The sequence below is a fragment of the Streptomyces sp. NPDC039609 genome (assembly GCF_055596705.1).
Genome location: NZ_JBVIUJ010000018.1, coordinates 120047 through 144699, shown reverse-complemented (window position 1 = coordinate 144699; position 24653 = coordinate 120047). Strand labels below are relative to the sequence as shown.

The 24653-nt window shown below is 70.7% G+C and carries 23 protein-coding genes and 1 pseudogene; 10 read left to right on the top strand and 14 right to left on the bottom strand.

Annotated features, from left to right (window positions below):
• The 5 genes from ACZ561_RS36925 to ACZ561_RS36905 all read left to right on the top strand — a co-directional run.
• The coding region (locus ACZ561_RS36925) for a thioesterase domain-containing protein (protein WP_471003959.1) at positions 1–1067 on the top strand (1067 nt) is incomplete at its 5' end.
• 25 nt (positions 1068–1092) lie between these two features.
• Positions 1093–2406, top strand: a complete 1314-nt coding sequence (locus ACZ561_RS36920) for an MFS transporter (RefSeq protein WP_471003957.1) — start codon at positions 1093–1095, stop codon at positions 2404–2406.
• 37 nt (positions 2407–2443) lie between these two features.
• Positions 2444–3796, top strand: a complete 1353-nt coding sequence (locus ACZ561_RS36915; protein ID WP_471003955.1) for an aminotransferase-like domain-containing protein — start codon at positions 2444–2446, stop codon at positions 3794–3796.
• Between the two features lie 30 nt (positions 3797–3826).
• On the top strand, positions 3827–5077 hold the full coding sequence (locus ACZ561_RS36910) for a cytochrome P450 (RefSeq protein ID WP_471003953.1): 1251 nt from the start codon (positions 3827–3829) through the stop codon (positions 5075–5077).
• Positions 5074–6195, top strand: a complete 1122-nt coding sequence (locus ACZ561_RS36905) for a hypothetical protein (RefSeq protein WP_471003951.1) — start codon at positions 5074–5076, stop codon at positions 6193–6195. Before ACZ561_RS36910 ends, ACZ561_RS36905 begins: the two co-directional genes overlap by 4 nt.
• Before the next feature lie 290 nt (positions 6196–6485).
• Here the strand turns inward: ACZ561_RS36905 and ACZ561_RS36900 are convergent, their stop codons facing one another.
• Positions 6486–6797 carry a hypothetical protein gene (locus tag ACZ561_RS36900; RefSeq protein WP_471003949.1) on the bottom strand — a complete coding sequence of 104 codons (312 nt, stop codon included), beginning with the start codon at positions 6795–6797 and terminating at the stop codon, positions 6486–6488.
• Between the two features lie 17 nt (positions 6798–6814).
• On the bottom strand, positions 6815–6973 hold the full coding sequence (locus ACZ561_RS36895) for a hypothetical protein (protein WP_471003947.1): 159 nt from the start codon (positions 6971–6973) through the stop codon (positions 6815–6817).
• 680 nt (positions 6974–7653) lie between these two features.
• Here ACZ561_RS36895 and ACZ561_RS36890 point away from each other — a divergent pair.
• Complete coding sequence (locus ACZ561_RS36890) at positions 7654–8637, top strand: helix-turn-helix transcriptional regulator (RefSeq protein ID WP_471003945.1); 984 nt, start codon at positions 7654–7656, stop codon at positions 8635–8637.
• A 385-nt stretch (positions 8638–9022) separates the two neighbouring features.
• Here the strand turns inward: ACZ561_RS36890 and ACZ561_RS36885 are convergent, their stop codons facing one another.
• From ACZ561_RS36885 to ACZ561_RS36850, 8 genes and pseudogenes are all read right to left on the bottom strand, one after another.
• Positions 9023–10039 carry a TIGR03842 family LLM class F420-dependent oxidoreductase gene (locus ACZ561_RS36885; RefSeq protein ID WP_471003943.1) on the bottom strand — a complete coding sequence of 339 codons (1017 nt, stop codon included), beginning with the start codon at positions 10037–10039 and terminating at the stop codon, positions 9023–9025.
• 46 nt (positions 10040–10085) lie between these two features.
• A complete protein-coding gene (hydA, locus tag ACZ561_RS36880; protein WP_471003941.1) occupies positions 10086–11477 on the bottom strand; it encodes a dihydropyrimidinase in 1392 nt (463 codons plus the stop codon).
• A gap of 145 nt (positions 11478–11622) precedes the next feature.
• Positions 11623–12099: pseudogene (locus tag ACZ561_RS36875) on the bottom strand (amidohydrolase family protein); the annotation flags it as partial.
• Between the two features lie 26 nt (positions 12100–12125).
• Positions 12126–13406 carry an aspartate aminotransferase family protein gene (locus tag ACZ561_RS36870; protein WP_471003939.1) on the bottom strand — a complete coding sequence of 427 codons (1281 nt, stop codon included), beginning with the start codon at positions 13404–13406 and terminating at the stop codon, positions 12126–12128.
• Positions 13403–14245, bottom strand: coding sequence for a nitrilase-related carbon-nitrogen hydrolase (locus tag ACZ561_RS36865; protein WP_376430671.1), 843 nt, complete (start codon positions 14243–14245; stop codon positions 13403–13405). Before ACZ561_RS36865 ends, ACZ561_RS36870 begins: the two co-directional genes overlap by 4 nt.
• Positions 14246–14570: 325 nt before the next feature.
• Complete coding sequence (locus ACZ561_RS36860) at positions 14571–15827, bottom strand: UL36 very large tegument protein (RefSeq protein WP_471003937.1); 1257 nt, start codon at positions 15825–15827, stop codon at positions 14571–14573.
• A gap of 178 nt (positions 15828–16005) precedes the next feature.
• Complete coding sequence (locus tag ACZ561_RS36855; protein ID WP_376430673.1) at positions 16006–16386, bottom strand: PPOX class F420-dependent oxidoreductase; 381 nt, start codon at positions 16384–16386, stop codon at positions 16006–16008.
• A gap of 10 nt (positions 16387–16396) precedes the next feature.
• Complete coding sequence (locus tag ACZ561_RS36850) at positions 16397–16792, bottom strand: winged helix-turn-helix transcriptional regulator (RefSeq protein WP_471003935.1); 396 nt, start codon at positions 16790–16792, stop codon at positions 16397–16399.
• A gap of 61 nt (positions 16793–16853) precedes the next feature.
• On the opposite strand from ACZ561_RS36850, the gene ACZ561_RS36845 reads away from it, so the two are divergent.
• Positions 16854–17528 (top strand): NAD(P)-dependent oxidoreductase, encoded by a 675-nt coding sequence (locus tag ACZ561_RS36845; RefSeq protein WP_471003933.1) that lies wholly within the window; start codon positions 16854–16856, stop codon positions 17526–17528.
• Positions 17529–17566: 38 nt separating this feature from the next.
• On the opposite strand, the gene ACZ561_RS36840 is transcribed toward ACZ561_RS36845, so the two are convergent.
• A complete protein-coding gene (locus tag ACZ561_RS36840) occupies positions 17567–17818 on the bottom strand; it encodes a helix-turn-helix domain-containing protein (RefSeq protein ID WP_362358844.1) in 252 nt (83 codons plus the stop codon).
• Positions 17819–17845: 27 nt separating this feature from the next.
• Between ACZ561_RS36840 and map the strand changes: the two genes are divergently transcribed.
• Positions 17846–18619, top strand: a complete 774-nt coding sequence (gene map / locus ACZ561_RS36835) for a type I methionyl aminopeptidase (RefSeq protein ID WP_471003972.1) — start codon at positions 17846–17848, stop codon at positions 18617–18619.
• Between the two features lie 135 nt (positions 18620–18754).
• On the opposite strand, the gene ggt is transcribed toward map, so the two are convergent.
• Complete coding sequence (ggt, locus tag ACZ561_RS36830) at positions 18755–20557, bottom strand: gamma-glutamyltransferase (protein WP_471003930.1); 1803 nt, start codon at positions 20555–20557, stop codon at positions 18755–18757.
• Positions 20558–20661: 104 nt separating this feature from the next.
• On the opposite strand from ggt, the gene ACZ561_RS36825 reads away from it, so the two are divergent.
• Entirely contained in the window at positions 20662–21396 is a 735-nt protein-coding gene (locus ACZ561_RS36825; protein ID WP_471003928.1) for a hypothetical protein, read from the top strand.
• Here the strand turns inward: ACZ561_RS36825 and ACZ561_RS36820 are convergent.
• On the bottom strand, positions 21347–22603 hold the full coding sequence (locus ACZ561_RS36820; RefSeq protein ID WP_471003926.1) for a cytochrome P450: 1257 nt from the start codon (positions 22601–22603) through the stop codon (positions 21347–21349). The two genes, ACZ561_RS36825 and ACZ561_RS36820, sit on opposite strands and share 50 nt — an antisense overlap.
• Before the next feature lie 47 nt (positions 22604–22650).
• Positions 22651–23265, bottom strand: coding sequence for a hypothetical protein (locus tag ACZ561_RS36815; protein ID WP_471003925.1), 615 nt, complete (start codon positions 23263–23265; stop codon positions 22651–22653).
• A 193-nt stretch (positions 23266–23458) separates the two neighbouring features.
• Between ACZ561_RS36815 and ACZ561_RS36810 the strand changes: the two genes are divergently transcribed.
• Positions 23459–24634: a L,D-transpeptidase gene (locus ACZ561_RS36810; RefSeq protein WP_471003923.1), complete on the top strand. Its 1176-nt coding sequence runs from the start codon at positions 23459–23461 to the stop codon at positions 24632–24634.
• Positions 24635–24653 lie beyond the last annotated feature (19 nt).

Genomic DNA, 24653 nt, shown 5'->3' with positions numbered 1-24653 from the left:
CCAACAACAAAATCGACCACCGCGCCCTGCCCGCCCCCGAACAACCGGCCACCCCCACCAGCCGCGCGCCCCGCACCCCCCGCGAGGAGATCCTCTGCGGCCTGTTCGCCGAGACCCTGGGCCTGCCCACCATCGGCATCGACGAGAACTTCTTCACCCACGGCGGACACTCCCTCCTCGCCACCCGCCTCATCAGCCGCATCCGCACCACCCTCGACGTCGAACTCCCCCTCCGCACCCTCTTCGAAGCCCCCACCGTCGCCACCCTCGACGCCCAGTTGGACCGGGTGCCCGGTGGTTCCCCCGGGGACTCCTTGGGCGTGCTGCTCCCGCTCCGTGCCGAAGGGGAGCTGGACCCGCTGTTCTGCATCCATCCGGCCATCGGGCTGAGCTGGGCGTACTCCGGTCTGCTGCGCCATCTGGATCCCCGCCGGCCCGTCTTCGGTCTGCAGGCCCGCGGGTTCAGTGAGCCGGATGCTCCGGCACCCGGGCTCGCGGAGATGGTCGAGGACTACGTGCACGAGATTCGTAGCGTCCGGCCTTCCGGCCCGTACTCCCTCCTCGGCTGGTCCTTCGGCGGCATCGTGGCGCACGCCCTCGCGGTCCGTCTGCAGGAGGAGGGCGAGGAAGTGGCCCTGCTCGCCATGATGGACAGCTACCTGCCGGCCGACGGCTGGGAGAGCGAGCGGCTGTCGTACGACGGTCCGGAGGTCCTGGGGGCCATCGCCGAGTCCGTCGGACACGACCCGGCCTCGCCCGAGAGCCCCCTGGCCGAGCTCGGCCCGGACGGACTCCACGCGCTGGTCAAGGTCTTCGTGGACATCGCCAACCTGAGCGACCGCATCAATGCCGGCACGTTCAAGGGCGACATCCTCTTCTTCGCCGCGACCGCCGACAAGGCGGACGGTGACCCCACTCCCGATGTTTGGTCCCCGCATACGAGCGGCCGGGTCGACGTGCACGCCATCGACTGTGCACACGGGGCCATGACCGAGCCCGGCCCGCTGTCCGAAATAGGCCGGATCTTGGCCACGAAGGCGGCTGACATCCCGCACAGCCGTCCATAAGAAATCCCCTCTCAGGAGAAGACTGTTGACGATCACCAAGGCTGAGAAGGCGCCACAGGCGCCCATGAGCAGCAACTTCAACAAGGTGTGGGTGGGCAAGATCGCCTCGTCGCTCGGCGACGGCATCCAGCTGGCCGCTCTGCCTCTGCTGGCGGTTCAACTGACCAGTGATCCCCTGCTCATCGGTGCCGTCGGCGCCGTGGGCACCCTGCCCTGGTTCCTGCTGGGGCTGCCGGCCGGCGCCCTGGTGGACCGGTGGAACCGCAAGACGGTGATGCTGCGCGCGGACGTGTTCCGGCTCGCCGTCATCTCCCTCCTCACGGTCGCCGTACTGACCGATCACGCGAACATCCCCCTGCTGATCGTGGCGGGCTTCGCCCTGGGGTGCGGGGACATCTTCTTCGACATCGCCGCCCAGGCCGTCCTGCCGGTGGTCGCCCCCGGGGAGCAGGAGCTCATCCGGGCCAACAGTCGGATCTCAGCGGCCGAGATCAACGGCGAACAGCTCGCGGGCCCCTCGCTCGGCGGTGTGCTCTTCTCCCTGTCGAACTCCCTGCCCTTCCTCGGGAATGCCCTCTCCTTCCTGGTCAGCGCCGTCTGCGTCGGCTCGCTGAAGGGTGACTTCGGGAACGCCCCGGCCGAGCAGCCGGCCCGCCGGAACCTCCGCGCCGAGGTCGCGGAGGGGCTGCGCTGGCTGCTCGGGCATCGGGTCCTGCGCACCCTGTCCGCCACCGCCGCCGTCGGCAACTTCGTCTTCACCGCCCAGATGTCGCTGCTGGTCCTGCTGGCCAAGGAGCACCTCGGTCTCGGTGAGATCGGCTACGGCCTGCTTCTGAGCTCCACCGCGGTGGGCGCCCTGATCGGCAGCCTGGTGGCTTCCCCGATCGCCAAGAAGGTCCCCGTGGGCACCATGCGCGGGGTCGGCATGACCCTCGAAGGACTGGCGATCGTCGGGCAGGGCCTCACGGGGAGCCCTTGGATCGCCGGGGCGATGATGGCGGTCATCGGCTTCTCGATGAGCGTCCAGATCGTCGTCGTCGGTTCTCTGCGGCAGCGTCTCGCGCCGGCGGCGATCCGTGGCCGGGTGCTCTCCGCCAGCCGCCTGATCTCCCTCGTGGGCGCCCCCTTCGGCGGTGTCCTCGGCGGCTACCTCGCCAGTGAGGCGGGTGTGCGGGCGCCGTTCGTCGTCGGCGGCCTCCTGATGGTCCTGGTGGCCCTGGTCACCATGCCCGCGCTCAGCAACCGCTCCATCGAGGAAGCGACCGCGGAAGCCACCGCCGGGGCGATGCCGGCGGAAGAGCCCACCGGCACCCCGTCGGTGCAGGGCGAGTCGAAGTAGTCACGGGATCGCCGGTCCCCCAGCCGAACGAGGACGTATGAACACCAGCGGAGTGGAACTCCTGGCCGCCGATCTGAGCGCGGATCGACTGCACGCGGCGCTCGGGGATCCGGCGCTCGCCTCCATGAACTTCCTGAACGAGGTGGCCGGCCGGTTCCCGGAAGCGATATCGCTCGCTCCCGGCCGCCCCAGTGAGGACTACTACGACGTCGAGGACCTGCCCCGCTACCTGCGGAGGTTCTGCGACCACCTGGCGGCCGAGAAGGGTGCGGACGCGGCCTTCGTGCGCCGCACCCTGTTCCAGTACGGCCGGGCCAAGGGCCTCATCAACGATCTACTCGCCCGTCACCTCGCCCGCGACGAGGGCGTCGACGTCGACCCCGAGTCGATCGTTGTCACGGTCGGCTGCCAGGAGGCCATGGTGGTGGCGCTCCGTGCCCTCCGCACCGACGAGCACGATGTCGTCCTGACGGTGTCGCCGGGCTACGTCGGGCTGACCGGCGCCGCACGAATGGTGGACATGCCCGTGTGGCCCGTCCGGGAGGACGAGGGCGGAATCGACCTCGGCGACCTGGTCGACCAGTTGGAGGCGGTGCGCGCCGCGGGCAAGCGGCCGCGTGCCTTCTACCTCGTCCCCGATTTCGCCAACCCCTCCGGGGCGCGCCTGGACCTGGCGGCCCGGCACGAGCTGCTCGCCATCGCGGCCGAGTACGACCTGCTCATCCTGGAGGACAACCCGTACGGCCTGTTCCAGGCCGTGGACGGGGAGCGCCTGCCGACGCTGAAGGCCCTCGACACCGGGCGGCGGGTCCTCTACCTCGGCTCGCTCTCCAAGACCTGCTTCCCCGGCGCCAGGATCGGCTTCGTCGTCGCGGACCAGCGCGTCCTCGGGCCGGACGGGGGCATCACGCTCCTCGCGGACGAACTGTCCAAGATCAAGAGCATGATCACCGTGAACACCCCGCCCGTGGCCCAGGCCATCGCGGGAGGAAAGTTGCTGGAGCACGACTGCAGTCTGGTCGAGGCCAACGCCCGCGAGATCCTGCTCTACCGCCGGAACCTGCACCTGCTGCTGGACGGGCTGGCCCGCAGGTTTCCGCGCGGCGAGGACCACGGCGTCTCCTGGAACACGCCCTCCGGCGGCTTCTTCGTGGTCGTCACCGTGCCGTTCGCCGCCGACGACGCCGCGCTGGAATACGGGGCCGACAAGTACGGGGTCCTGTGGACACCGATGAGCCATTTCTACGGCGGCCGGGGCGGGGAGAACCAGCTGCGCCTGTCCGTGAGCGTGGTGTCTCCGGAGGAGATCGAAGCAGGGCTGGATCGTCTGGCGATGCTCATCGCCGATCTTTCCGGCACGGAAATACCCGCCGAAACATCCGCGCTCTGATAGCGCATTCCGAAATTCCAGGAGCTTTTCATGTCTCGTAGCGGCGCCTTCGCCGACGATCTCAATACCGTGGACCTCACGGACCCGAACACTTTCCTGCGGACCGACATCGAGGAATTCTGGCGGCGGGCCCGGGAAGAGCGGCCCCTGTACCTGCATCCCGCCACGGAGCGCGGGTCGGAATTCTGGGTCGTGTCCCGCTACGCGGACGTCATGGCCGTCCTGCAGGACTCCGAGCGATTCAGCTCGAAGCCCGGGAACATGATGTCGTCCCTGCACAAGGCCGGCGGGGATCCGGCAGCCGGCAAGATCCTGGCGCTCACCGACGCGCCCCGCCACAACGCCATGCGCACGATCCTGCTCAAGGCGTTCAGCCCCCGTACCCGCAAGGCCGTGACGGACAAACTGCAGCAGCGGGTCGACGGCCTCATCGGTCGTGCCATCGAATCCGCCGCCGGCACCTTCGACTTCGCCAAGGACGTCGCGGAGCGGATCCCCATGGGGATGATCTGCGACCTCCTCGGCTTCCCCGCCGAGGACCACCAGTACCTGCTCGACCTGAGCGTCAAGGCGCTCAGCACGGACGAGGACGGGCTGAGCGAGGAGGACGTCTGGCTGTCCCGCAACGAACTGCTGGTCTACTGCCAGGAGATCATCGAGGCCCGCCGTGAGGATCCGCAGGACGACCTGATCAGCGCGATGGCCACCTGCCGGATCGACGGGGAGCCGATGACCGACGACGAGGTGGTCGTCAACTGCTACGGGTTCATCCTGGCGGGCGACCACACCAGCCGCCTGGCCATGGCCGGCGCCGTGCACGCCTTCTCCCGGTACCCCGAGCAGTGGCGGGCGCTGAAGGAAGGCCGCGTCCCGGTCGCCGGGGCGGTGGAAGAGGTCCTGCGCTGGACCACGCCACCCATGCACACCGGCCGAACCGCCACGGCCGACGTCACCCTGCACGGCCGGAGGATCCGGGCAGGCGACCACGTCATCGCCTGGAACTCCTCCGCCAACCGCGACGAGAGCGCGTTCCGGGACCCGCAGGTCTTCGATCTGGCACGCACGCCCAACAAGCACCTGGCCTTCGGGGCCGGGCGGCACTTCTGCTTCGGCTCGTACCTCGCGCGGGCCGAGATCACCGCCGTACTGAAGTCCCTCTGCGGCCGGGCGGAGCGGATCGAGCTCGCGGACGAACCCACGCCGCTCCGCTCGACCTTCCTCCGCGGGTACAGCAGCCTGCCGGTCACGCTCGTACCCGGCACGAAGGAGTCCGCGAAGTGACCGGAACCGATATCCAGGCCGGCCGTGCGACCGTCCCGCCCCTGCACCTGCTGAAGGCGGAGCACCTCCCCGTCTCGCGGAGCACCCTCAGCGGCATGATGAACCAGCGCGTCGCGGACGCCCTGCGGACGGTCATCGGCATATCCCCGCACGACTCCGACCGGCAGGCGCTGGCCGCCGTCGACTCCGCCCTGGGCCGCCTGTCCACTCCGGTCGGCGCCTCCGGCTACACCGACGCGGAGCGGAAGTCCCTGCCGGAGGACCTGTACGAGGAACACGACCGGTTCTTCGGCGCGGTCCGGGTCACCGGGAACCCGGTGGAGACCTTCACCTACACCGTGCTCGAAGCCCTCCGCAGCCAGCTCGGCGACGCCCTGTCCGTCGGGATCAGCCTCAACGACGGTGAACGGGTTGAACTGCGCGAGGCGTTCTGGACCACCTTCCGCGCGCTGTGGCGGATGGGAGTGGTCGGCACGCCGTTCGAGCACGCGGCGCGGGTCCTGACGCCGGACGCGGGCGCCGGGCCCGGGGAGGCAGAAGGCGATCCTCTGATCCGCTGGTGCCTGGGCCACCAGGTGTTCTTCGCGCTCATCCAGGCCCTGATCGTGACCATCGGCTGCCTCAGGGAGTCTCTGGAGGACGATCCGGACGACGTGGAGGGCGCCTGTCGGCTGCTGGAGGACGCCACGATCCTGATGGTGGGGTCCGGCGCCTCCATGCGGTACGCGGGCGACTTCACCCGCTCCCACTACGCGGAAGCGGTACGGCCCGCGATGATGCCCCCGCACATCAACGCCAAGTTCAGCGGTCTTCAGGTGCGCGACCACCGGGTCCTGCTCAAGCTGATCAGCCGGGTGAAGCCGCTGCTCGTGGAGCCCGATCCGGCAGTGGACAAGTCCTACCGGATCCTGCTCGACGCGATGTCGACGGCGTACGACGCGCACATCGACGTCTGCTCCAGGTTCGGCGGTGACCGCGAGTCGAGTCTCCGTACGCCCGGCTCCAAGGTGCCCGCGGTGGAGATCCTCGAACGGTTCCGCACCCGGCGGATCGGCGCCGCCACGCCGGCCTGTCCGATGGGGCACTCAGGTGGCCCGCGTGCGGAGCTCCGAGGCTGAGCGGTGGGGCCCGGGTCCTTCCACCCGCGCGAGAGGAGGACGGCGCCGACATTCCGGGCCTGCCGGAGCGGGAGGTGGCGCCGCTCCGGGACGCCGGTGCGGGGGACCGTGATCGGACGGCCGGGAAACCGCGGCGGAAACGACTGTGCGCCGCCCGGCCGGCGGTTGTCGACGACCACCTGGCCGAGCGGCGCACAGCCGCGCGAAGGGTTCTGCGAGGGGAGCATGGGGAGGGGCGACAGCCCGCGGGGAGGAGGTCGGTCTCCTTCTTGCGGGAGCGTCGACCAGGACTAGGACTCCCTGGAGGGCTGTGGGGGCAGGTCCAGAGCGGAGCACTCGATGACGCTCCAGCCTCGTAGGACGCCCGCGCGCCTCACGGCGCGGTCGATCAGGCTCCTGGTCTGGGCGGCCGCCCTCTGCTGGTCGTGTGCCAGGACGAAGGCCATCAGGCCGAACCGGCCGGCCTCGTCGTCGACGACTGTGAGGTGCTCCAGACGGTCCTGCGGTTCGGCCGCCGCCCACACGACCTCCTCCACCACCACCTCGGGCGGGGGCTTCCCGCCGCCGGGGGCCGGAGTCATGCGGATGAATACGGCGAGCACGGCGCGGCTCCTCGGGGTCACGGGCCCCAGCTGTAGGTGTTGGACGGGCCGGTCGCGGTCACCGCGGAAGCCGTGGCGGAACCGGTGGCGGAGCTCGGGGCGACGGCGGCGAAGACTCCGACCAGCATAGCCAGGACACAGAGGGTGAAGACGGCAAAACGACTGTTCCCAGACATGACGCTGCTCCTCGAAAGGGGGGGGTGGCTGATTCCCGCCCGTCCGGCCCCTGTTGGGCGCCGTCGACCGGGCGATGACCAGAGCTTGTCCGCCCCCACCCCCTCGCCGAAAGGACCTGGGGCTGGCATGATCCGCGCTGTCACCATGGTGCAAACCCGAAGACCCACCGAGAAGGTGCTGACCTCAGCGTTCTCCCACTTGGCAGTGTCGTGCCTGGCCGCGAGATGCCACCCCGCACTCGCCTGGAGAACATGCCTCCATTCCTGACATAGAGCCGCATGTCGGCAAACCGGCCGAAGGCGCCGGGGCATACCTTTCCAGGCTCCGCGAACCCCCACCCCCCGATCCCCCTAAACGGAGGGATCGACTGCCACTTCGTCAAGGAGTACACGGGCAAGAACACGAATTTAATCGTGCCCCTCAATAGGAAAGCGAGTTATGCTCACCCCCGACGCCGACAGGAACTTCGGTGTCCGACTGACCTCGGGGGAGTGCAGGACGATGTGTGTAGCGTGCGGACAAATAGGGGGGACGCTCACGGACCGACCATCTGTAGGCGTCCGCACACTCTTTACCGCCGGCTCACCTCTTGCCGGCCTGCTGCGGCCACGTGGAATCGCGGAACATCGCGTACCCCCGATCCCCGTCGGCACCGCACGTGTACGAAAGAGGTGAAGGCATGCTCGAAGCTCTCGGCCTGGAGCCCGCCGCAGAAGTCGTCTACCGCTCGCTCCTGGACTCCCCCGAGCTGGGGATCGAAGAGCTCTGCGAACGTTCGGGACTCACCGAGAAGTCCGTCCGGACGACCCTGGACCAGCTTGCGCGCCTGCATCTGCTGCGGCCCGCCGGGCCGGGGGCGGAGGGCCTGCGCCCGGTCGATCCGGGGGTGAGCCTCAGCGCCCTGCATGCCCGCCAGACCGCGACCCTGACACGGCACCAGAAACAACTCGAAGAGGCCAAGGAATCCATCGCCGCACTGGCCGCCGAGTACGGCAGCTCACGCCGGGAATACCTGCCCGAGGTCGCCGAATGCCTCGACGGCATCGACGCGGTCCGCGACCGGCTGGCTGAGCTGGCGGAGAACACCGCGGAGGAATGCCTCTCCTTCGTCATCGGCGGCGCCCAGCGCCCCGAGGACATGTCCGCCGCCAAGGGGCCCGACGAACTGGCCCTGGAGCGCGGCGTCTCCGTGCGCTCCATCTACCAGGACAGTCTGCGCAACGACGCGGCGACCACCGGCTACGTACGGTGGCTCTCGTCGCTCGGCAGTGAGACCCGCACCGTCCCCGTACTGCCGATGCGCATGATCATCGTGGACCGGAAGGTCGCCGTCGTCCCGCTGGAGCCGGGCAGCCCCCTCAAGGGGGCCCTGGTCCTGCACAGCCCGGGTGCCGTCACGGCCCTCGTGATGCTCTTCGAAGAGGTGTGGAAGAACGGCACCCCGTGGGGCGTTCCGCTGCCGAAGGACCACCGCGGCCTCGGCCCCCAGGAGCGCGAACTGCTGCGGCTGCTCGCCGAGGGCTGCACCGACGAGGTCGCCGCCCGCCACCTCGCCGTCTCGGTACGCACGGTCCGTCGGCTCGCCGCAGACCTGATGACCCGCCTGAACGCCCACAGCCGGTTCGAGGCCGGCGTGCTCGCCGCCCGCGAGGGATGGGTGTGACCACCCGCCCCCGCTCGGCCCCCAGGGCACTCGTCCGCGTCCGGCTGTGCCCCGTCCACGCCCCGACCGCCTGACGGAGGACCGGGGTCACCGCCGCGCCGGGCGGCCCCGGTCTCTCCCCGGTTCCTCCCCCGCCCGACCAGGCCGTCCTCCAGATGCAGTTGAACCACCGGCCCGGGCCCACGAAACGTTCGAGCCTGGACCGTCACGGACCCGCCCCGACAAGACCTCGCCGACCCCAGTGCGGCTCAGGCGGCCGAGGCGGAGCGCAACCGCGCACTCGCCGAGCTGTTCACGGAACTCCGGCCCCACCTCGACACACTGATCGCCCACGCCGCCGAGCGCATCGCTTCGATGACCCCGTGGGCGGGCGCGGACGCGGCAGTCAGTCGCATAGTGCCGGGATGATGTGCCGGCCGTACGCGTCGATCGTGGCCTCCCTCGCGTCGTGCATGTCGTAGACGGCGAACTGGTCGACACCGAGGTCGCGCAGGGCCCGGAGCTTCTCGATGTGGGCCTCGGGCGGGCCCAGGAGGCAGAACCGGTCGACGATCTCGTCGGGGACGAAGTCCGTGGAGGGGTTTCCGGCGCGGCCGTGGTGGCTGTAGTCGTAGCCCTGGCGGGCCTTGACGTACTCGGTGAGCTCGTCGGGGACCATCGAGGAATGCTCGCCGTAGCGGGATACCAGGTCGGCGACGTGGTTGCCGACCATCCCGCCGAACCAGCGGCACTGGTCCCGGGCGTGGGCCAGGGCCTCGGCCGAGTCGTCGGCCGTGACGTAGGCAGGGGCAGCCACGCAGATGGTGATGGACGCAGGGTCACGGCCCGCCTCGGTCGCGGCCTGCCGTACGGCCTTGACCATCCACTCGGTGAGATAGAGGTCGGCGAGCTGGAGGATGAACCCGTCGGCCTTCTGTCCGGTCAACGCCAGGGCCTTCGGGCCGTACGCGGCCATCCAGACCGGGAGTCTCCCGTCCTTCACCCAGGGGATGCGGATCGGTTTGCCGTCGACCTCGGCCTCCCGGCCCTCCGCCAGATCGCGGATGACCCCGATCGCCTCGCCCAGGCGGGCCAGGGTGTTCGGCCTGCGGCCGGCGACACGCATCGCGGAGTCGCCACGGCCGATACCGCAGACGGTCCGGTTGCCGTACATGTCGTTGAGGGTGGCGAAGGTGGAGGCCGTGACCTCCCAGGTGCGGGTGCCCGGGTTGGTCACCATCGGGCCCACGTGGAGCTTGGTGGTGTTGGCGAGGATCTGGCTGTAGATGACGAAGGGTTCCTGCCACAGCACGGCGGAGTCGAAGGTCCAGCCGTAGCGGAATCCGTTGCGCTCCGCCCGGCGCATCAGGCCGACGACCTGCGAGGCGGGCGGGTCGGTCTGCAGGACGAGTCCGAAGTCCACGCGGGGACCTCCAAGTTCGATTCGGTACGAGAAGACCCCGGGCTACTCAGCCCAGGTACTGACAGAGACCGCGCGGCACGAACACTCCGTGTCCGGCGTGACCCACGTACTTGCGCTGGTCGATGACGAGTTCGCCGCGCGAGAGGACGGTCTCGACCTGGCCGGTCACCGTCTTGCCCTCGTACGCCGAGTAGTCGACGTTCATGTGGTGGGTCTCCGCCGACAGGGTCTGGGCGGTGTGCGGGTCGTAGATGACGACGTCCGCGTCCGCGCCCGGCGCGATCGTGCCCTTCTGCGGGTAGAGGCCGAACATCCTTGCCGGGGTGGCGCAGGCGATCTCGATCCAGCGGCGGCGCGAGATGTGTCCGTCCACCACCGCCTGGTGCAGGAGGTCCATCCGGTTCTCGACGCCCGGCAGGCCGTTGGGGATCTTCGAGAAGTCGCCCCGGCCCAGCTCCTTCTGCCCTGTGAAGCAGAACGGGCAGTGGTCGGTGGACACCACCTGGAGATCGTTCGTCCGCAGCCCCCGCCACAGCGCCGCCTGGTGCTCCTTCGGCCGCAGCGGCGTCGAGCAGACGTACTTGGCACCCTCGAAGTCCGGCTCCGCCAGGTTGTCCGTCGACAGGAACAAGTACTGGGGACAGGTCTCGCCGAAGACCGGCAGACCCATGTCCCTCGCCGCCGCCAACTCGGCCACCGCCTCCTGCGCGGAGACGTGCACCACGTACAAGGGACTGCCCGCGACGCGAGCGAGCTGGATCGCCCGGTGCGTGGCCTCCGCCTCCAGCAAGGCCTTGCGGACCTCCCCGTGATAGCGCGGATCCGTCTCGCCCCGGGCGAGCGCCTGCTCGACGAGGACGTCGATCGCGATGCCGTTCTCCGCGTGCATCATGATCAGCCCGCCGGTCTCCCCGGCAACCTGCATCGCCCGGAGGATCTGCCCGTCATCCGAATAAAAGACCCCCGGATACGCCATGAACAATTTGAACGAGGAAACGCCATGCTGAATGAGCTTCGGCATCTCCTTCAACGTGGACTCGTTCACGTCGGACATGATCATGTGGAAGGCGTAGTCGATCGCGCATTTCCCGTCCGCCTTCTCATGCCAGGCGTCCAGGCCGGCCCGCAGCGGCTCGCCCCTCGACTGCACCGCGAAGTCGACGATCGTCGTCGTCCCGCCCCACGCCGCCGCACGCGTCCCGGTCTCGAACGTGTCCGACGCGAACGTGCCGCCGAACGGCAGCTCCATGTGCGTGTGCGCGTCGACCCCGCCCGGGATCACATACTTCTGCGACGCGTCGATCACCCGGTCCGCCGTCCACTCCTGCGTCCCCGGTGCCGCCAACGCCACCACCCGGCCATGCTCGATCAGCACATCCGCGTGCACCTCGTCCGCGGCCGTGATCACAAGACCACCGGTAATCAGAGTCCGGGTCATTTCCCAGCCATCCCTTCACGCCGACCAACGAACAGACCACCATTGACGCGGGCCGGGGACACACCCCGGCCCGCTGGCCCCCTCACGCCGCCACCTCGCACGGCACACGGCCTACTCCGCTAGAAAACCCCTGGTCACGCGGCCGAACGAAACCCTTGAACGAGCTCACGCCTTCCTGGACGAGCCGGTCCATCTCCTTGAGCGTCGTCTCGTTCACGTCGGACATGATCATGTGGAAGCCGTAGTCGATGGCGCACGTGCCGTCGGCCTTGGCGTACCAGGTGACGAGTCCTTCGCGCAGGGTGTGCCCGACGCTCTGCACGGCGAAGTCGACGATGGTGGTGGTGCCGCCCCAGGCGGCGGCCTGGGTGCCGGTCTCGAAGGTGTCGGAGGCGAAGGTGCCGCCGAACGGCAACTCCATGTGGGTGTGCGCGTCGACGCCGCCCGGGATGACGTAGCGGTCGGTGGCGTCGATGACGCGGTCGGCGGTCCAGCCGGCGGCCGCGTCGGAGCCGTGCGCGGCGAGCGCGGCGACCCTGCCGTCCTCGATCAGGACGTCTGCGTGGATCTCGTCGGCGGCGGTGACGACGAGGCCGCCGCGGATGAGGGTGCGGGTGCTCACGGGTTGTCCCCCTCGGTAGGGATGAACTAGAGGGCTCGGAGGGCCTGTTCGAGGATGGCCGCGCCCTCTTCGGCCTCGGCGACGGTGAGCGAGAGCGGCGGGGCGATCCGCAGGGAGCTGGTGTTGTGGCCGCCGCCCTTGCCGATGAGCAGTCCGTTCTCGCGGGCCGCCTCCAGAACGGCCGTGGCCGCCGCGGGGTCGGCCTCGTCGGTACCGGGCCTGGTCAGTTCGATACCGATCATCAGGCCGCGGCCGCGCACCTCCCGTACCGCCTCGACGCCCGCGCCGGCCGCCCTCAGCCGCTCGATCAGCAGCCCACCGACACGCCGGGCGTTGCCCTGCAGGTCGTGTTCGAGGAGGTAGCCGAGGTTGGCGAGACCCGCGGCCATGGTGACCGGTGAACCGCCGAAGGTGGAGATGGAGTTGGCGTCGAGGCAGTTCATGATCTCGGCGCGGGCGACGACTCCGCCGACGGACATGCCGTTGGCGATGCCCTTGGCGAAGGTGAGGATGTCGGGCGGGCCCGCCTGGTCGTGCGCCTGCCAGCCCCAGAAGTGGTCGCCGGTGCGTCCCCAGCCGGTCTGCACCTCGTCGGAGATCCACAGGATGCCGTGCCGGTCCAGGACGCGGCGGAAGGCGGCGTAGAGGCCGTCGGGCGGGGAGGTGAAGCCGCCGACGCCCTGGATGGGCTCGGCGATGAGCGCGGCGACGTCCCGGGTGTGGCCGAGGAGGTCTTCGAGGTCGGCGACGCAGGCTTCGACGAACCGCTCGTCGCTGTACTGCGCGTAGGGGCCGCGGGTGCGGACGCCGCCGTGCACGTACAGGGTCTGGAGCGGGGAGAGGCCGGTCGGGGACCAGGCGCGGTTTCCGGTGATGCCGACGGTGGAGAAGGAGCGGCCGTGGTAGCTGTTGCGCATCGCCAGGATCTGGTTGGAGCGGCGGTACGCGGTGGCGAGCAGCAGGGCCGTGTCGTTGGCCTCGGTGCCGGAGGTGGTGAAGAAGACCCGGGCGTCGGGGATGCCGGAGAGGGTGGCGATCCGCTCGGCGAGCTCGACCATCGGCCGGTTGAGGTAGAGGGTCGAGGAGTGGATGATCCGGCCGGCCTGCTCGGTGACGGCCTTGGTGACCTCGGGCAGGGCGTGCGCGGTCATGGTGGTGAGGATGCCGCCGAAGAAGTCGAGGTACCGGTTCCCTTCGACGTCCCAGACGTGGCGGCCCTCACCGTGGGTGATCTCGATGGGGTCCTGGTAGTAGAGGGCGACCCAGTCGGGGATGACGGCGCGGTGGCGGTCGTAGAGGTCGTTCACGGCTGCACCAGCCCGTCGTAGGCGTCGGGACGGCGGTCGCGGTAGAAGGCCCACTGCTGCCGGACCTCCTCGATGACGCGGAAGTCCAGGTCGCGTACGACGAGTTCCTCGGCCTTGTCGGAGGCGACCTCGCCGACGAACTGGCCGCGGGGGTCGACGAAGTAGCTGGTGCCGTAGAAGTCGTTGTCGCCGTACTCCTCCTGCCCGACCCGGTTGATGGCGGCGACGAAGTACTCGTTGGCGACGGCGGCCGCCGGCTGCTCCAGCTGCCAGAGGTAGGAGGAGAGGCCGCGCGAGGTGGCGGACGGGTTGTACACCAACTGTGCGCCGTTGAGGCCGAGTTGGCGCCACCCCTCGGGGAAGTGGCGGTCGTAGCAGATATAGACGCCGACCTTCCCGACGGCGGTGTCGAACACCGGCCAACCGGCGTTGCCCGGGCGGAAGTAGTACTTCTCCCAGAACCCCTTGACCTGCGGGATGTGGTGCTTGCGGTACTTGCCGAGGTAGGAGCCGTCGGCGTCGATGACGGCGGCGGTGTTGTAGTAGAAGCCGGAGTCCTCGACCTCGAAGACGGGGACGACGATCACCATGCCGGTCTCGCGGGCCAGCTCCTTCATCCGCGTGACGGTCGGCCCGTCCGGGACGGGTTCGGCCCAGCGGTAGTGCTCGGGCTCCTGCACCTGGCAGAAGTAGGGGGCGTTGAACACCTCCTGGAATCCGATGACCTTGGCCCCCTGCCGGGCCGCCTCACGGGCATGTTCCTCGTGCTTGGCGATCATGGATTCGGTGTCGCCGGTCCAGGTCGCCTGGACGAGTGCGGCGCGTACGACGTCGGTCATGAGCTGCTCCTTCGGCGCGGCGTCAGAGAGCCTCTACGCACGTAGACACGGTGCGTAGGAGGAGAACGTAAGCCCCGTCCCATCCCGGAGCAAGACCACCGCCGGGAACCGCCGGAGTCGATCATGATTCGTACCCGAGTGGTCCACGTCGGACACGCACCGACACGTCCCGTTGCTCAACGGTACGTGTCGGTACGCGTCGGCGGCCGCGGTACGCGCCGGTCGTGGGCGCCTTTCCGTGGTTTCCGCTGCCGTCCGGCGCTTCCCGGGCTCCGGCGCTGTCGGCGCTGTCGGTGCGGGCTGCTCTCCGGGGGCTGCCGGGGCGTCAGCCTCCGGCGAGTCCCGCGACGCGCAGCGCGTGCACCAGGTCCCGTTCGCGTGCCGGGGACACCGCGCGGGCGGCTTCCAGGAGTTGCGGTACGAGGCCGTGCGGATCGGCGGCGGCGAACCGGGCGGCGTCCTCGGCGGTGCGGACCTGGACGAACGCGGCGAGCAGCGCGTGCGCCTCGCGGTGATGGCCCTCGGCACGCAGAGTGGCACAGGCTCCGGCGAGCTCCTCCACGGGGCGGGCGACGCCCTGGCGCAGCAACTGGTCGCAGTCCTGGGCCCGGCCCGCGTCGGCGAGCGCGCCCGCCACGGCGGTGAGCCGGCCGGGAGGCAGCGAGGCCGCCTCCCAGAGCAGGGTGGTCCAGTCGGCGTCGAGACCGGCGCGGTGGAGCTCCGCCGCGAGCGCGGGCAGCCAGGCGGGCGGCCCGGCGGCGGCCTCGCAGAGCAGCGCGTGCGCCTCACCGCCCCGCCCCTGGGCGCGCAGCCGCTGCAGGGCGTAGACCGCGTTCCCCGCGGCGCGGGCAGCATCCTCGGCGACCTTCGGCGGGGTGGCACGGGGCTCCGGGGCGGTGGGCGCCTCGACCCCGCCGAACCGGGCGCCGCGCGGAGCAGCCCCGGCCACGGGCAGCTCGGGGACGGGCACGGCCTCCCGGGCCTCCTCGGTCTCGTCCATCCACGCGTACCGGGCGCCCCGGGGGCGCCGCTTGGCGGCGGCGCGCTTCCGGGAAGGCTGGGGATCATGGGCGACCGGTGCGGGCTCGGGGTCCGTAGGCAGCGGCTGGCCGGCGGTCCACGTCGGGCCGCGCCCGCCGTCCGTTTCGCCCGTCAATCGGGCCAGGCGGCCGGTCAGTTCGGTGATGCGGGCCGTGGCACGGGCGTGGTCGTCCCGGGCCCAGGCGAGGTCGCCCCTCAGCTGGGGTGCGTCGGGGGAGGCGGGGTCGGCGCGCAGTCGGGCGTCGAGGTCGCGGTACCGGCTCTCGGCGTACTGCCGTTCCGTCTCCATCAGGGCGAGTCGTTCGCGCAGCGCCTCCGCACCGCCGGGCAGCCGGTCGTGGGCGGCGGAGGCCGCCGTGTGCAGCGCCCTCGCCCGGGCGACGCCGGGACCGGCGTCCGTCTCGCCCAGGTCGTGGAGCAGGGACGCGACGACGTCCCAGGGCAGGATCTCCGTACCGTCGAAGCAGGATCGCAGCCCTTCCGGGTCCCGGCTCGCGAAGACTCCGTACCAGCCCTCGTCCGGTCTCAGACGGACCACCATGTCTCGCAGGTGGTGCGCGAACGCACTGACCTCTGCCGGGAGTTGATACACCGTCATACCGCCCGCACCGCCCGCGCACTCGACTGGAAGCTTCCGGTCCGCGGATATTCGACCCCAGTCGTGTTACGGGACGGCTACAGACTGTTTTCGCCCAGGGCCCGGCTGTCGCGCGATCGGGTCAGAAACGCACGACGATCCCGGTGTGCGGCCGCTTGCCGAGCCGCGCGACGGTGGCGGGCCAGTCGACGAGCCAGTACTGCCAGGTGTACTTGCGGGAGAGCAGCTTGCGCACGTGGCGCAGCTCCTCCCCCTCCAGCAGCCGGGCGGTGCCCTCGGTCCGCACGGCGCCCTCCGGCACGTTGCCGCGCAGGTCGCAGACGGCGACCACGACGCGGGGGTCGTTCCTCAGCCGCTTGACCTTCCAGGAGTCGCTGCGCGTCCACGCGTAGAGCTCGTCGCCCTCCACGGCGTACCAGACCGGCGTCGCCACCCCCGTCCCGTTCTTCCGGAAGGTGGTGAGACTGACGTAGCGGCCGCGCCGCAGCTCCTCCGACATCATGCGGCCGAGCCTACGCAGAGGTCCGACCCCCCTCGTACGCGGCCCTGGCCTCGGTGATCTCGGGCACGTGGGCACGGGCCCAGGCACAGGCTGTGTCCAGCGGTTCCAGCAGCGAGCGGCCGAGAGCGGTCAGCGCGTACTCGACCCGGGGCGGGTTCTCGTCATGGACGGTCCGGGTGACGAAGCCGTCGCGCTCCATGGCACGGAGGGTCTCCGTGAGCACCTTGGGCGTGATCCAGTGCAGCGGCACGCGCAGCTCGGAGAAGCGCCGTGGCCGTCCGTCCTCCAGGCAGCGCAGCACCATGGCGGTCCACTTGCCGCCGACCCGGACGGGCTGCGCCCGCTCGGAGCAGTCGGGGTCGTGGAACATCTCGGGACTCAGCGGACGGGGCTCGCTCTCGATCATGCGTCCGAAGCTAGCCCAGTATCGTTGAAGTAACCAGGCACCACCGTTCTACGGTCCCGTCATGAGCGACGACACGAAGAACAACGACGGCATCAAGAACATCATCGTCTTCGGGGCGGGCGGGCGCGTCGGCAGGGCCGCCGTGAACGAGGCGGTCGCCCGCGGACACCAGGTGACAGCCGTGGTGCGCGACCCGGCGAAGTACCGCGACCTGGAGGGTGGTTCGGTGAGGCTGGTACGCGGGGACGTGACCGATCCGGCGTCGGTGGCGGCCCTCGCGGCGGGCCACGGCGCGGCGGTGAACGCCTCGGCACGCCTCGACATCCCCTCGGAGGAGTACTTCACGGCGGCGGCTCGGGCCCTGGTCACCGGGCTCGACCGGGCAGCCGTGCGACGGCTGTTGACGGTGGGGATCGGGGCGACCCTGGAGACCGCGCCGGGCGTACGGGTGATGGACGGACCCGAATTCCCGGCGGCCTTCCGCACGTTCTCGCAGGGGCATGTGGCGGAGTTCGAGCTGCTGGGCGCAGAGGCAGGGCCGGAACTCGACTGGCTGATGGTGGTCCCGCCGCTGGACCTGAACCCGGAGGCGACGGTGACGGGCGGCTACCGGACGGCGGTGGGCACCGTGATCGACGGGCCGGGCCGGATCGCGCACGCGGATTTCGCGCGTGCGCTGATCGATGAGATCGACCGGCCGCGCCACAGCCGCGTCCAGCTCGCCGTCTCCGTCTGAGACGGGCCGAGAGGCGGCGGACGCGGCCGGCACGAGGGTCAGACCGGCACCAGCGCGCAGCGCGTGACGATCTCGTCCATCGAGAGGCCCAGAACTCCCGCGAGCGCCGCGACGGTGAAGAAGGCGGGGGTGGGGGCCCGCCCGGTCTCGATCTTGCGGAGCGTCTCGGCGGAGAGTCCGGCGGCCGCGGCGATCTCGACCATGGAACGGCCGCCGCGCGCCTCGCGCAGCAGGACGCCGAGCCGCTCGCCGCGCTCACGCTCTTCGGGGGTCAGGGGTGTACGCACCATGGCGACCATTCTAATACCGGTATAGTAATTGGCATGGTCGAGATCAAGACGGATGAATCGGTGCGCGCCATGCGCGAGGCCGGACGGGTGGTGGCCGAGGCGCTGGCGGCCGCGCGGAAGAAGGCGGCGCCCGGCGTGAGCCCGCGGGAGTTGGACCTGGCCGCCCGGGAGGTCCTCGCGGCGGCCGGGGCCGGCTCGCCGTTCCTGGACTACCACCCCGACTGGGCCCCGGTGCCCTTCCCCGCGGTCGTGTGCGTCTCCGTGAACGACGCGATCGTGCACGGCATCCCGGGCGACCGGCGCCTCGCGGACGGGGATCTGGTCTCCGTCGACTGCGGGGCGCTCCTCGGAGGCTGGGCGGGCGACTCGGCCATCAGCTTCACCGTCGGCCGGGCCCGCCCCGCGGACACCCGGCTGATCGACACGGCGTACGCCGCCCTGGAGGCGGGCATCGGCGCGGCCGTCGTCGGCAACCGCATCGGGGACATCGCGCACGCGATCGGCCGGGTCTGCCGGGACGCGGGTTACGGCATCCCGGACGGCTTCGGCGGTCACGGCATCGGCCGCACGATGCACGAGGACCCGGGCGTCCCCAACGAGGGACGCCCGGGTCGCGGGATGCCGCTGCGCCACGGGATGGTCCTCGCCATCGAGCCGATGCTGATCGGCGGGGGCGGGGACGAGCACTACACGGCGCGGGACGGCTGGACGGTCCACACCATGGACGGCTCCCGCGCGGCCCACGCCGAACACACGGTCGCGATCACCGACGACGGCCCGAGGATCCTCACGGCGCTGTAGGCCCGGGCCCGTCGGCGCGGGCGACGCCTGCCCGGGCGCCTGACTTCGGCGGGCGGGGCCGTCGGCACAGGCCATCGGCCGTCCCCGCCCGCCCTCGCGACCCGTCGGAGCCCCGAGCCCCGCCGACCGTCCTCCCTACCGCGCCGGCCGCACCACCATCGCCGAGCCGCCGCCCCTGCGCACCGTCTCCGCCGCGGCCACCCAGCGGCCGTCCGGAAGTCGCTGTACGCCCGTCGCCGCCCCGATCTCGGGGTTCTGCCGGAACCCGTGGCCGATCGCCTCGAGTTCGCCCCTCGACGGGCTGTTCCACAGCCCCGGCTCCAGCTCCGTCGTCGCCTGGTTCCGCTGACTTGCGCGCGGGGCCGCGATCGCGTCGACGAGCGGCAGGCCCCGGTCCACGACGCCGGTCAGCGTCTGGAGCACGGTGGTGATGATGGTGGCGCCGCCCGGGGAGCCCAGGGCGAGCACCGGTCGTCCGTGTCCGTCGAGCACGATCGTCGGGGAGATCGAGGAGCGGGGCCGCTTCCCCGGGCCCGGCAGGTTCGGGTCGTGGACGGCCGGGTTCGCCGGGGCGAAGGAGAAGTCGGTCAGCTCGTTGTTGAGCAGGAAGCCGCGGCCGGGAACGGTGATGCCGCTGCCGCCCGTCGACTCGATCGTCAGGGTGTACGCGACGACGTTGCCCCACCTGTCGGCGACCGTCAGATGGGTGGTGTTCTCGCCCTCGTACGTGGTCGGCGCCGCCGTCCCCCCGCTCGCGCAGGCCGCCGGATCGCGCGGGTCGCCCGGCGGGAGCGGGCTGGTCAGCACGGCGTCGTCGCGGATCAGACATGCGCGGGAGTCGGCGTACCGCTGCGAGAGCAGCTCGCGGGTCGGCACGTCCTCGAAGGCCGGGTCGCCGACCCAGCGCCCCCGGTCGGCGAAGGCGATCCGGCTCGCCTCGATGAAGCGGTGCAGATAGGCGGTCTGCGAGGCCGTGGAGAGGTCGGTCCGTTCCAGGATGTTGAGCGCCTCACCGACGCTCGTACCGCCGGAGGACGACGGGGCCATGCCGTAGACGTCGAGGCCCCGGTAGGAGACCCGCGTCGGCCGGCGCCGCTCGGTCTCGTACGCCTTGAGGTCACGCTCCGTCAGATCGCCGGGGCGGACCACCCGGGTGGCCCCGTCCCGTACGGGTGGCTTACGGACGGTGTCGACGATGTCCCGGGCCAGCGGGCCCCGGTAGAGCGCGCCGACGCCCTCGCGGCCCAGCGTGTCGTACGTACGGGCCAGGTCGGGGTTCTTGAAGACGGAGCCCACGACGGGGAGTTGGCCGCCGGGCAGGAACAGCTCGGATGAGGCGGGGAAGTCCCGGAAGCGGGCCTCGTTGGCGGCAGTCTGGGACCGGAAGGTCGCGTCGACGGTGAAACCGTCGCGGGCGAGGCGCTCGGCCGGTTCGAGGAGGGTGCGCAGCGGCTTGCTGCCCCAGGCGTCGAGAGCGGTCTTCCAGGTCGCCGGGGTGCCGGGAGTGCCGACGCCCCGGCCGCTGGTCATGCCCTCCTCGAACGGGATGGGCTTCCCGTTCTCCATGAAGAGCCGGCTGTCCGCCGACGCGGGGGCGGTCTCGCGGCCGTCGATCGTGTGGACGGTACGGGTCCTGGCGTCGTAGTGGACGAAGTAGCCTCCTCCGCCGATGCCCGCGGAGTACGGCTCGGTGACGCCGAGTGCCGCGGCCACGGCGACGGCCGCGTCGACGGCGTTGCCGCCCTTGCGGAGCACCTCGATCCCGGCGGCGGAGGCGTCGGCGTCCACGCTGGCGACGGCTCCGCCGTATCCGACGGCGACGGGCTCCTTCGCCGGGGACGGGTGCGGAGTGGGCGTCGGAGGGGCCGCCGCCCCCACCGAGAGCCATGTCGCGGCGACGACGAGAACCGATCCATTCCGCAGCACGGAACGACGCATCCCTACCTCCAGTCAACGACCGTCCGCGCAGCGTAACTTCCCCCCGCCCGTCCGGAAAGGACCGCCTCGAACAGAGTGCCGCTCCCCCGCTACCATGCCCGCCCATGAATGAAGACCTGCGCAATGTCGTGCTGGGAGTCCTCGCGACCGGGGTCAGCGCCTCGCTGGGCTGGCTGGCCAGGACGTATCTCTGGCGCCGCAAGCTCCGGCGCAAGCAGGCGTTCTTCGGCCTCACAGGGGGCTCCGAATGCCTGCTGGTGGTGAACCGCAAGGCGGGAAGCGAGCGGGCGGTGCACAACGTGGACGTGTCCGCGCTCCTTGAGCTCTCCGCTCTGATCAAGGACTGCGGGGCGCGGCCGGAGATAGTCCAGCACGACATGGCGCGGCAGGGCCTCGGGGACCGCGCGGAGTTCTGCGTCGGCGGGCCGTACTCCAACCGCCGGATGGCCGCGCATCTCTCCTCGCTGCTGCCGGGGCTGACGATGAACGTGGAGTCGGAACCGGTCGCGGACCGGGGCATGTTCACGATCGTCGACGGCGAGGTGTACCGGGGTGTTCCCGGGGAGGCGGAGTTCGTCGTCCTCGCGCGGCTCACCGGCGGCGAGGGAGGCCTGCCGGTGTTCCTCTTCTGCGGCCAGTCCGCGATCAGCAACCAGGCCGCGAGCCGCTATCTGGCCCGGCACCACGAGAAGTTGGAGCGGAAGTACGGCTCCGGCGCCTTCGTGCTGCTCCTCAAGGTGGTCAACTCCGATGCGTACGGCCCCGATGTGGTGGAGCTGGTCGCCGATGTCACGCGTGCCGCACGGACTGCTCCCGCACCCGAACCGGCAGGGACTTGACGCCGTTGATGAAGTTGGAGACGAGACGACGGGGCGGGCCGGTGAGCGTGAGATCGGTGAGGACGTCCCGCACCTCCTCGTGCAGGACGCGCAGTTGCAACCGGGCGAAGTGGGCGCCGAGGCAGACGTGCGGCCCTTCGCCGAAGGAGACGTGCGGGTTCGGCGTCCGGTCCAGGTCGAGCCGGTGGGGGGCGGTGAAGACGCGTTCGTCGTGGTTGGCGGAGGCGTGGAAGACGACGACCTTGTCGCCGGTGGCGATGGGCCGACCGGCGAGTTCGGTGTCGCGGGCGGCGGTGCGCCGGAAGGAGAGCACGGGCGGGTGCCACCGCAGGAGCTCCTCGACGGCGCGGTCGGTGGTGACGTCCCCGCTCCAGAGCCGTCGGCGTTCGTCGGGGTGTTCGGCGAGCGCGAGCAGGCCGCCGGGGGCGGCGCTGCGGACGGTGTCGTTGCCGGCGACGGTGAGCAGGAAGAAGAACATCTCCAGCTCGGCGGGGAGGAGTTCGGAGGTGGCGAGCGCGGTCATGATGTCGTCGGCGGGGTGCTTCCGCTTGTACGCGGCGAGCTCGCGGGCGTAGTCGAACATCTCGGCGAGCATGGCGGGCGAGCGGGGGTTGACCGGCAGGCCCCGCTCGTCGAGGACGGGTGGCTCGTCCGGGTCCTGGTAGGCGATGACCCGCTCGGTCCAGGTGAGCAGCAGGCCGCGGTCGCTCGCGGGGACTCCGAGCAGGTCGGTGAGGTTGAGCAGCGCGTAGTCGTCGGTCACGGCCCGCACGAGGTCGACCTCGGGTCCCGTGTCGACGGCCGCCTTCAGCAGCGCGCGGGCCCGTGCCCGCGCGGTCCCGGCGAACCGCCCGATGCGGCCGGGTGTGAAGGCCCGGCTGACGAGCCGGCGCAGGCGCCCGTGCTCGGGTGGGTCCTGATTGAGCATCATCCGCCGGATGAAGGGCAGATCGGCCGGGTCGGGGTCACGGATCTGTGTGGCGCCGAGGCATGAGGAGTAGTCCACGGAGTCCTTGAGCACGCGCACGACGTCGGCGTGACGGGTGACGGCCCAGAACCCGGGCCCGGGGGGCCAGCCGAGGACCTCGTACTCCTCCTGCCAGGCGACGGGGCGCCGGTCGCGCAGGGCCCTGAACGCCTCGTGCGGCAGCCCGTCGGCGTAGATCCGGGGGTCGAAGACGTCCGGTACGTCGCTGGTGTTCTCCACGCCCCCAGCTTGGGGCGACCGCCGCCGGAATGCCAGATCCGGAGGGGTCACGCCTCCCCGGCGCGACTCCAGAGGGTCAGATCGCTGCTGGTCGCGACGGCGAGCGTCCGCCCGGAGGGCGAGAAGCCGACGGCCCGCAGCTCGGACCAGCGGGAGTGGAAGACATGCCACCACGTCTCGCCGTGCTGCCCCCGGTGCATACCTCCGCCGGTACTCAGCAGGACCCGCTCGTTCGGCCAGTCGGGCCCGATGGCCTCGACGCTCCACCCGCCCGAGGCGGTGGAGTGCAGCCCTCCGCCGTACAGCCCCGCGATCCGCACCCGCGTCCCCGCGAGCGGACCGAGCCCCGGGCAGGAGAGCTCGGGCCCTTCGGGCAGCTCGCCTTCGGGGTCGGGGTGCGGGTCCCTCGCGATCCGCTCCCCGGTGGTGGCGTCGAACAGTCCGTGTCCGGCGTGCGAGACGACCATCACCAGGTCTTCCCCGCTCACCGGATCCACCTCGAACCCGATCCCGACCAGCCCGCCGACGGCAGCGCACGGCTCGAAGACGGACCGCCACGGCGTCGGCGCCGCGACCTGCGGGGCGGCCAGAACTCGTTCCCGCAGGGTCTGTTGATACGACGTGAGTCCCGATCCGGCCGAGCTGTGGGAGGTGGGGGACATGGCACCGATCAAGTCGTCGAGGGAGGGAGCCGGTCCATCATGCCAGGCCGGCGACGCGCCGACCTGGCTTCCGCACGCCGCCGTATCGCCCATCTCACATCCGACATCGGCGAAATAGTCCACATATTCGGAACCGATTCCGGCCGACGGCCCTCTCACCCGGCGTAAGAGATCACCACCGGAGGTCGTCCTCGTGAAGCGCATACCCGTGCCCGCCCTGCTCGTCACCACCGCACTGGCCCTCGCGCTCAGCGCGTGTTCCGGTGGATCGGGTGGAGCGGGCGACGCGAAAGGTGGCGGACAGGAGGCTCCCAGGACTCGGATCGCGGTGAGCCCGTCCGGGGCGAACGCCGAGGCCGGCAAGCCCGTCGTCGTCACGCTCGCCGAGGGGGAGCGGCTTCAGCAGGTGAGCGTGACCGATTCCAAGGGCGGGCGGCTGGAGGGGAAGGTGGCCACCGACGGGAAGAGCTGGACCTCCTCCCGTAAGGCCACGCCCGGGACGGCGTACGCCATCGAGGCGCGTGACTCGGCCGGCGGCAGCGCGAAGGCCGAGTTCTCCACCGCCGCTCCCGAGAAGGTCAACAAGCTGACGCTCGCCCCGGGGAAGAACACCACGGTCGGCATCGCCCAGCCGCTGTCCATCGTGTTCGACCACCCGGTGAAGAACAAGGCGGAGGTCGAGAAGCACCTCAAGGTCACGACGTCGAACAACACCGAGGGCTCCTGGGGCTGGATGCAGGACTGGTCCGGCAAGGACCGGGTCGACTGGCGGCCGAAGGAGTACTGGAAGGCCGGCACGAAGGTCACCCTGGACGCCGACCTGAGCGGTACGGACTCCGGCACGGGCGGCTGGTTCGTCCGGGACTACACCACGACCTTCTCGATCGGCAGGAACCAGCTGGTGAAGGTCGACCTCGACAACCACCGGCTGACGCTGCTCCGCGACGGTCAGGTGGTCCAGGACGTGCCGATGTCGGCGGGGACGCCCGGCGGCGAGAAGGCGTCCTGGCGCGGGAAGACGGTCCTGATGTCCAAGGAGGGCACCATCAACATGCGCTCCGAGACCGTCGGACTCGGCGACGCCTACGACAAGATGGTCGACTACTCGATGCGGCTGACCTGGTCAGGCATGTACGCCCACGCGGCACCCTGGAACGCGGCCTACTTCGGCAGCGCCAACAAGAGTTCGGGCTGCATCGGAATGAGCGACGCGAACGCGCGGAGTGTGTACGACGCGGTACAGGTCGGCGACCCCTTCGAGATCACCGGATCGGACGCCAAGGGGACGCAGGCCCTGAACAACGGCTACGGAGAGTGGAACCTGTCCTGGTCCGAGTGGCAGAAGAAGAGCGCGCTCGCGGACCACTAATCGTTACCCTCGCGTAACT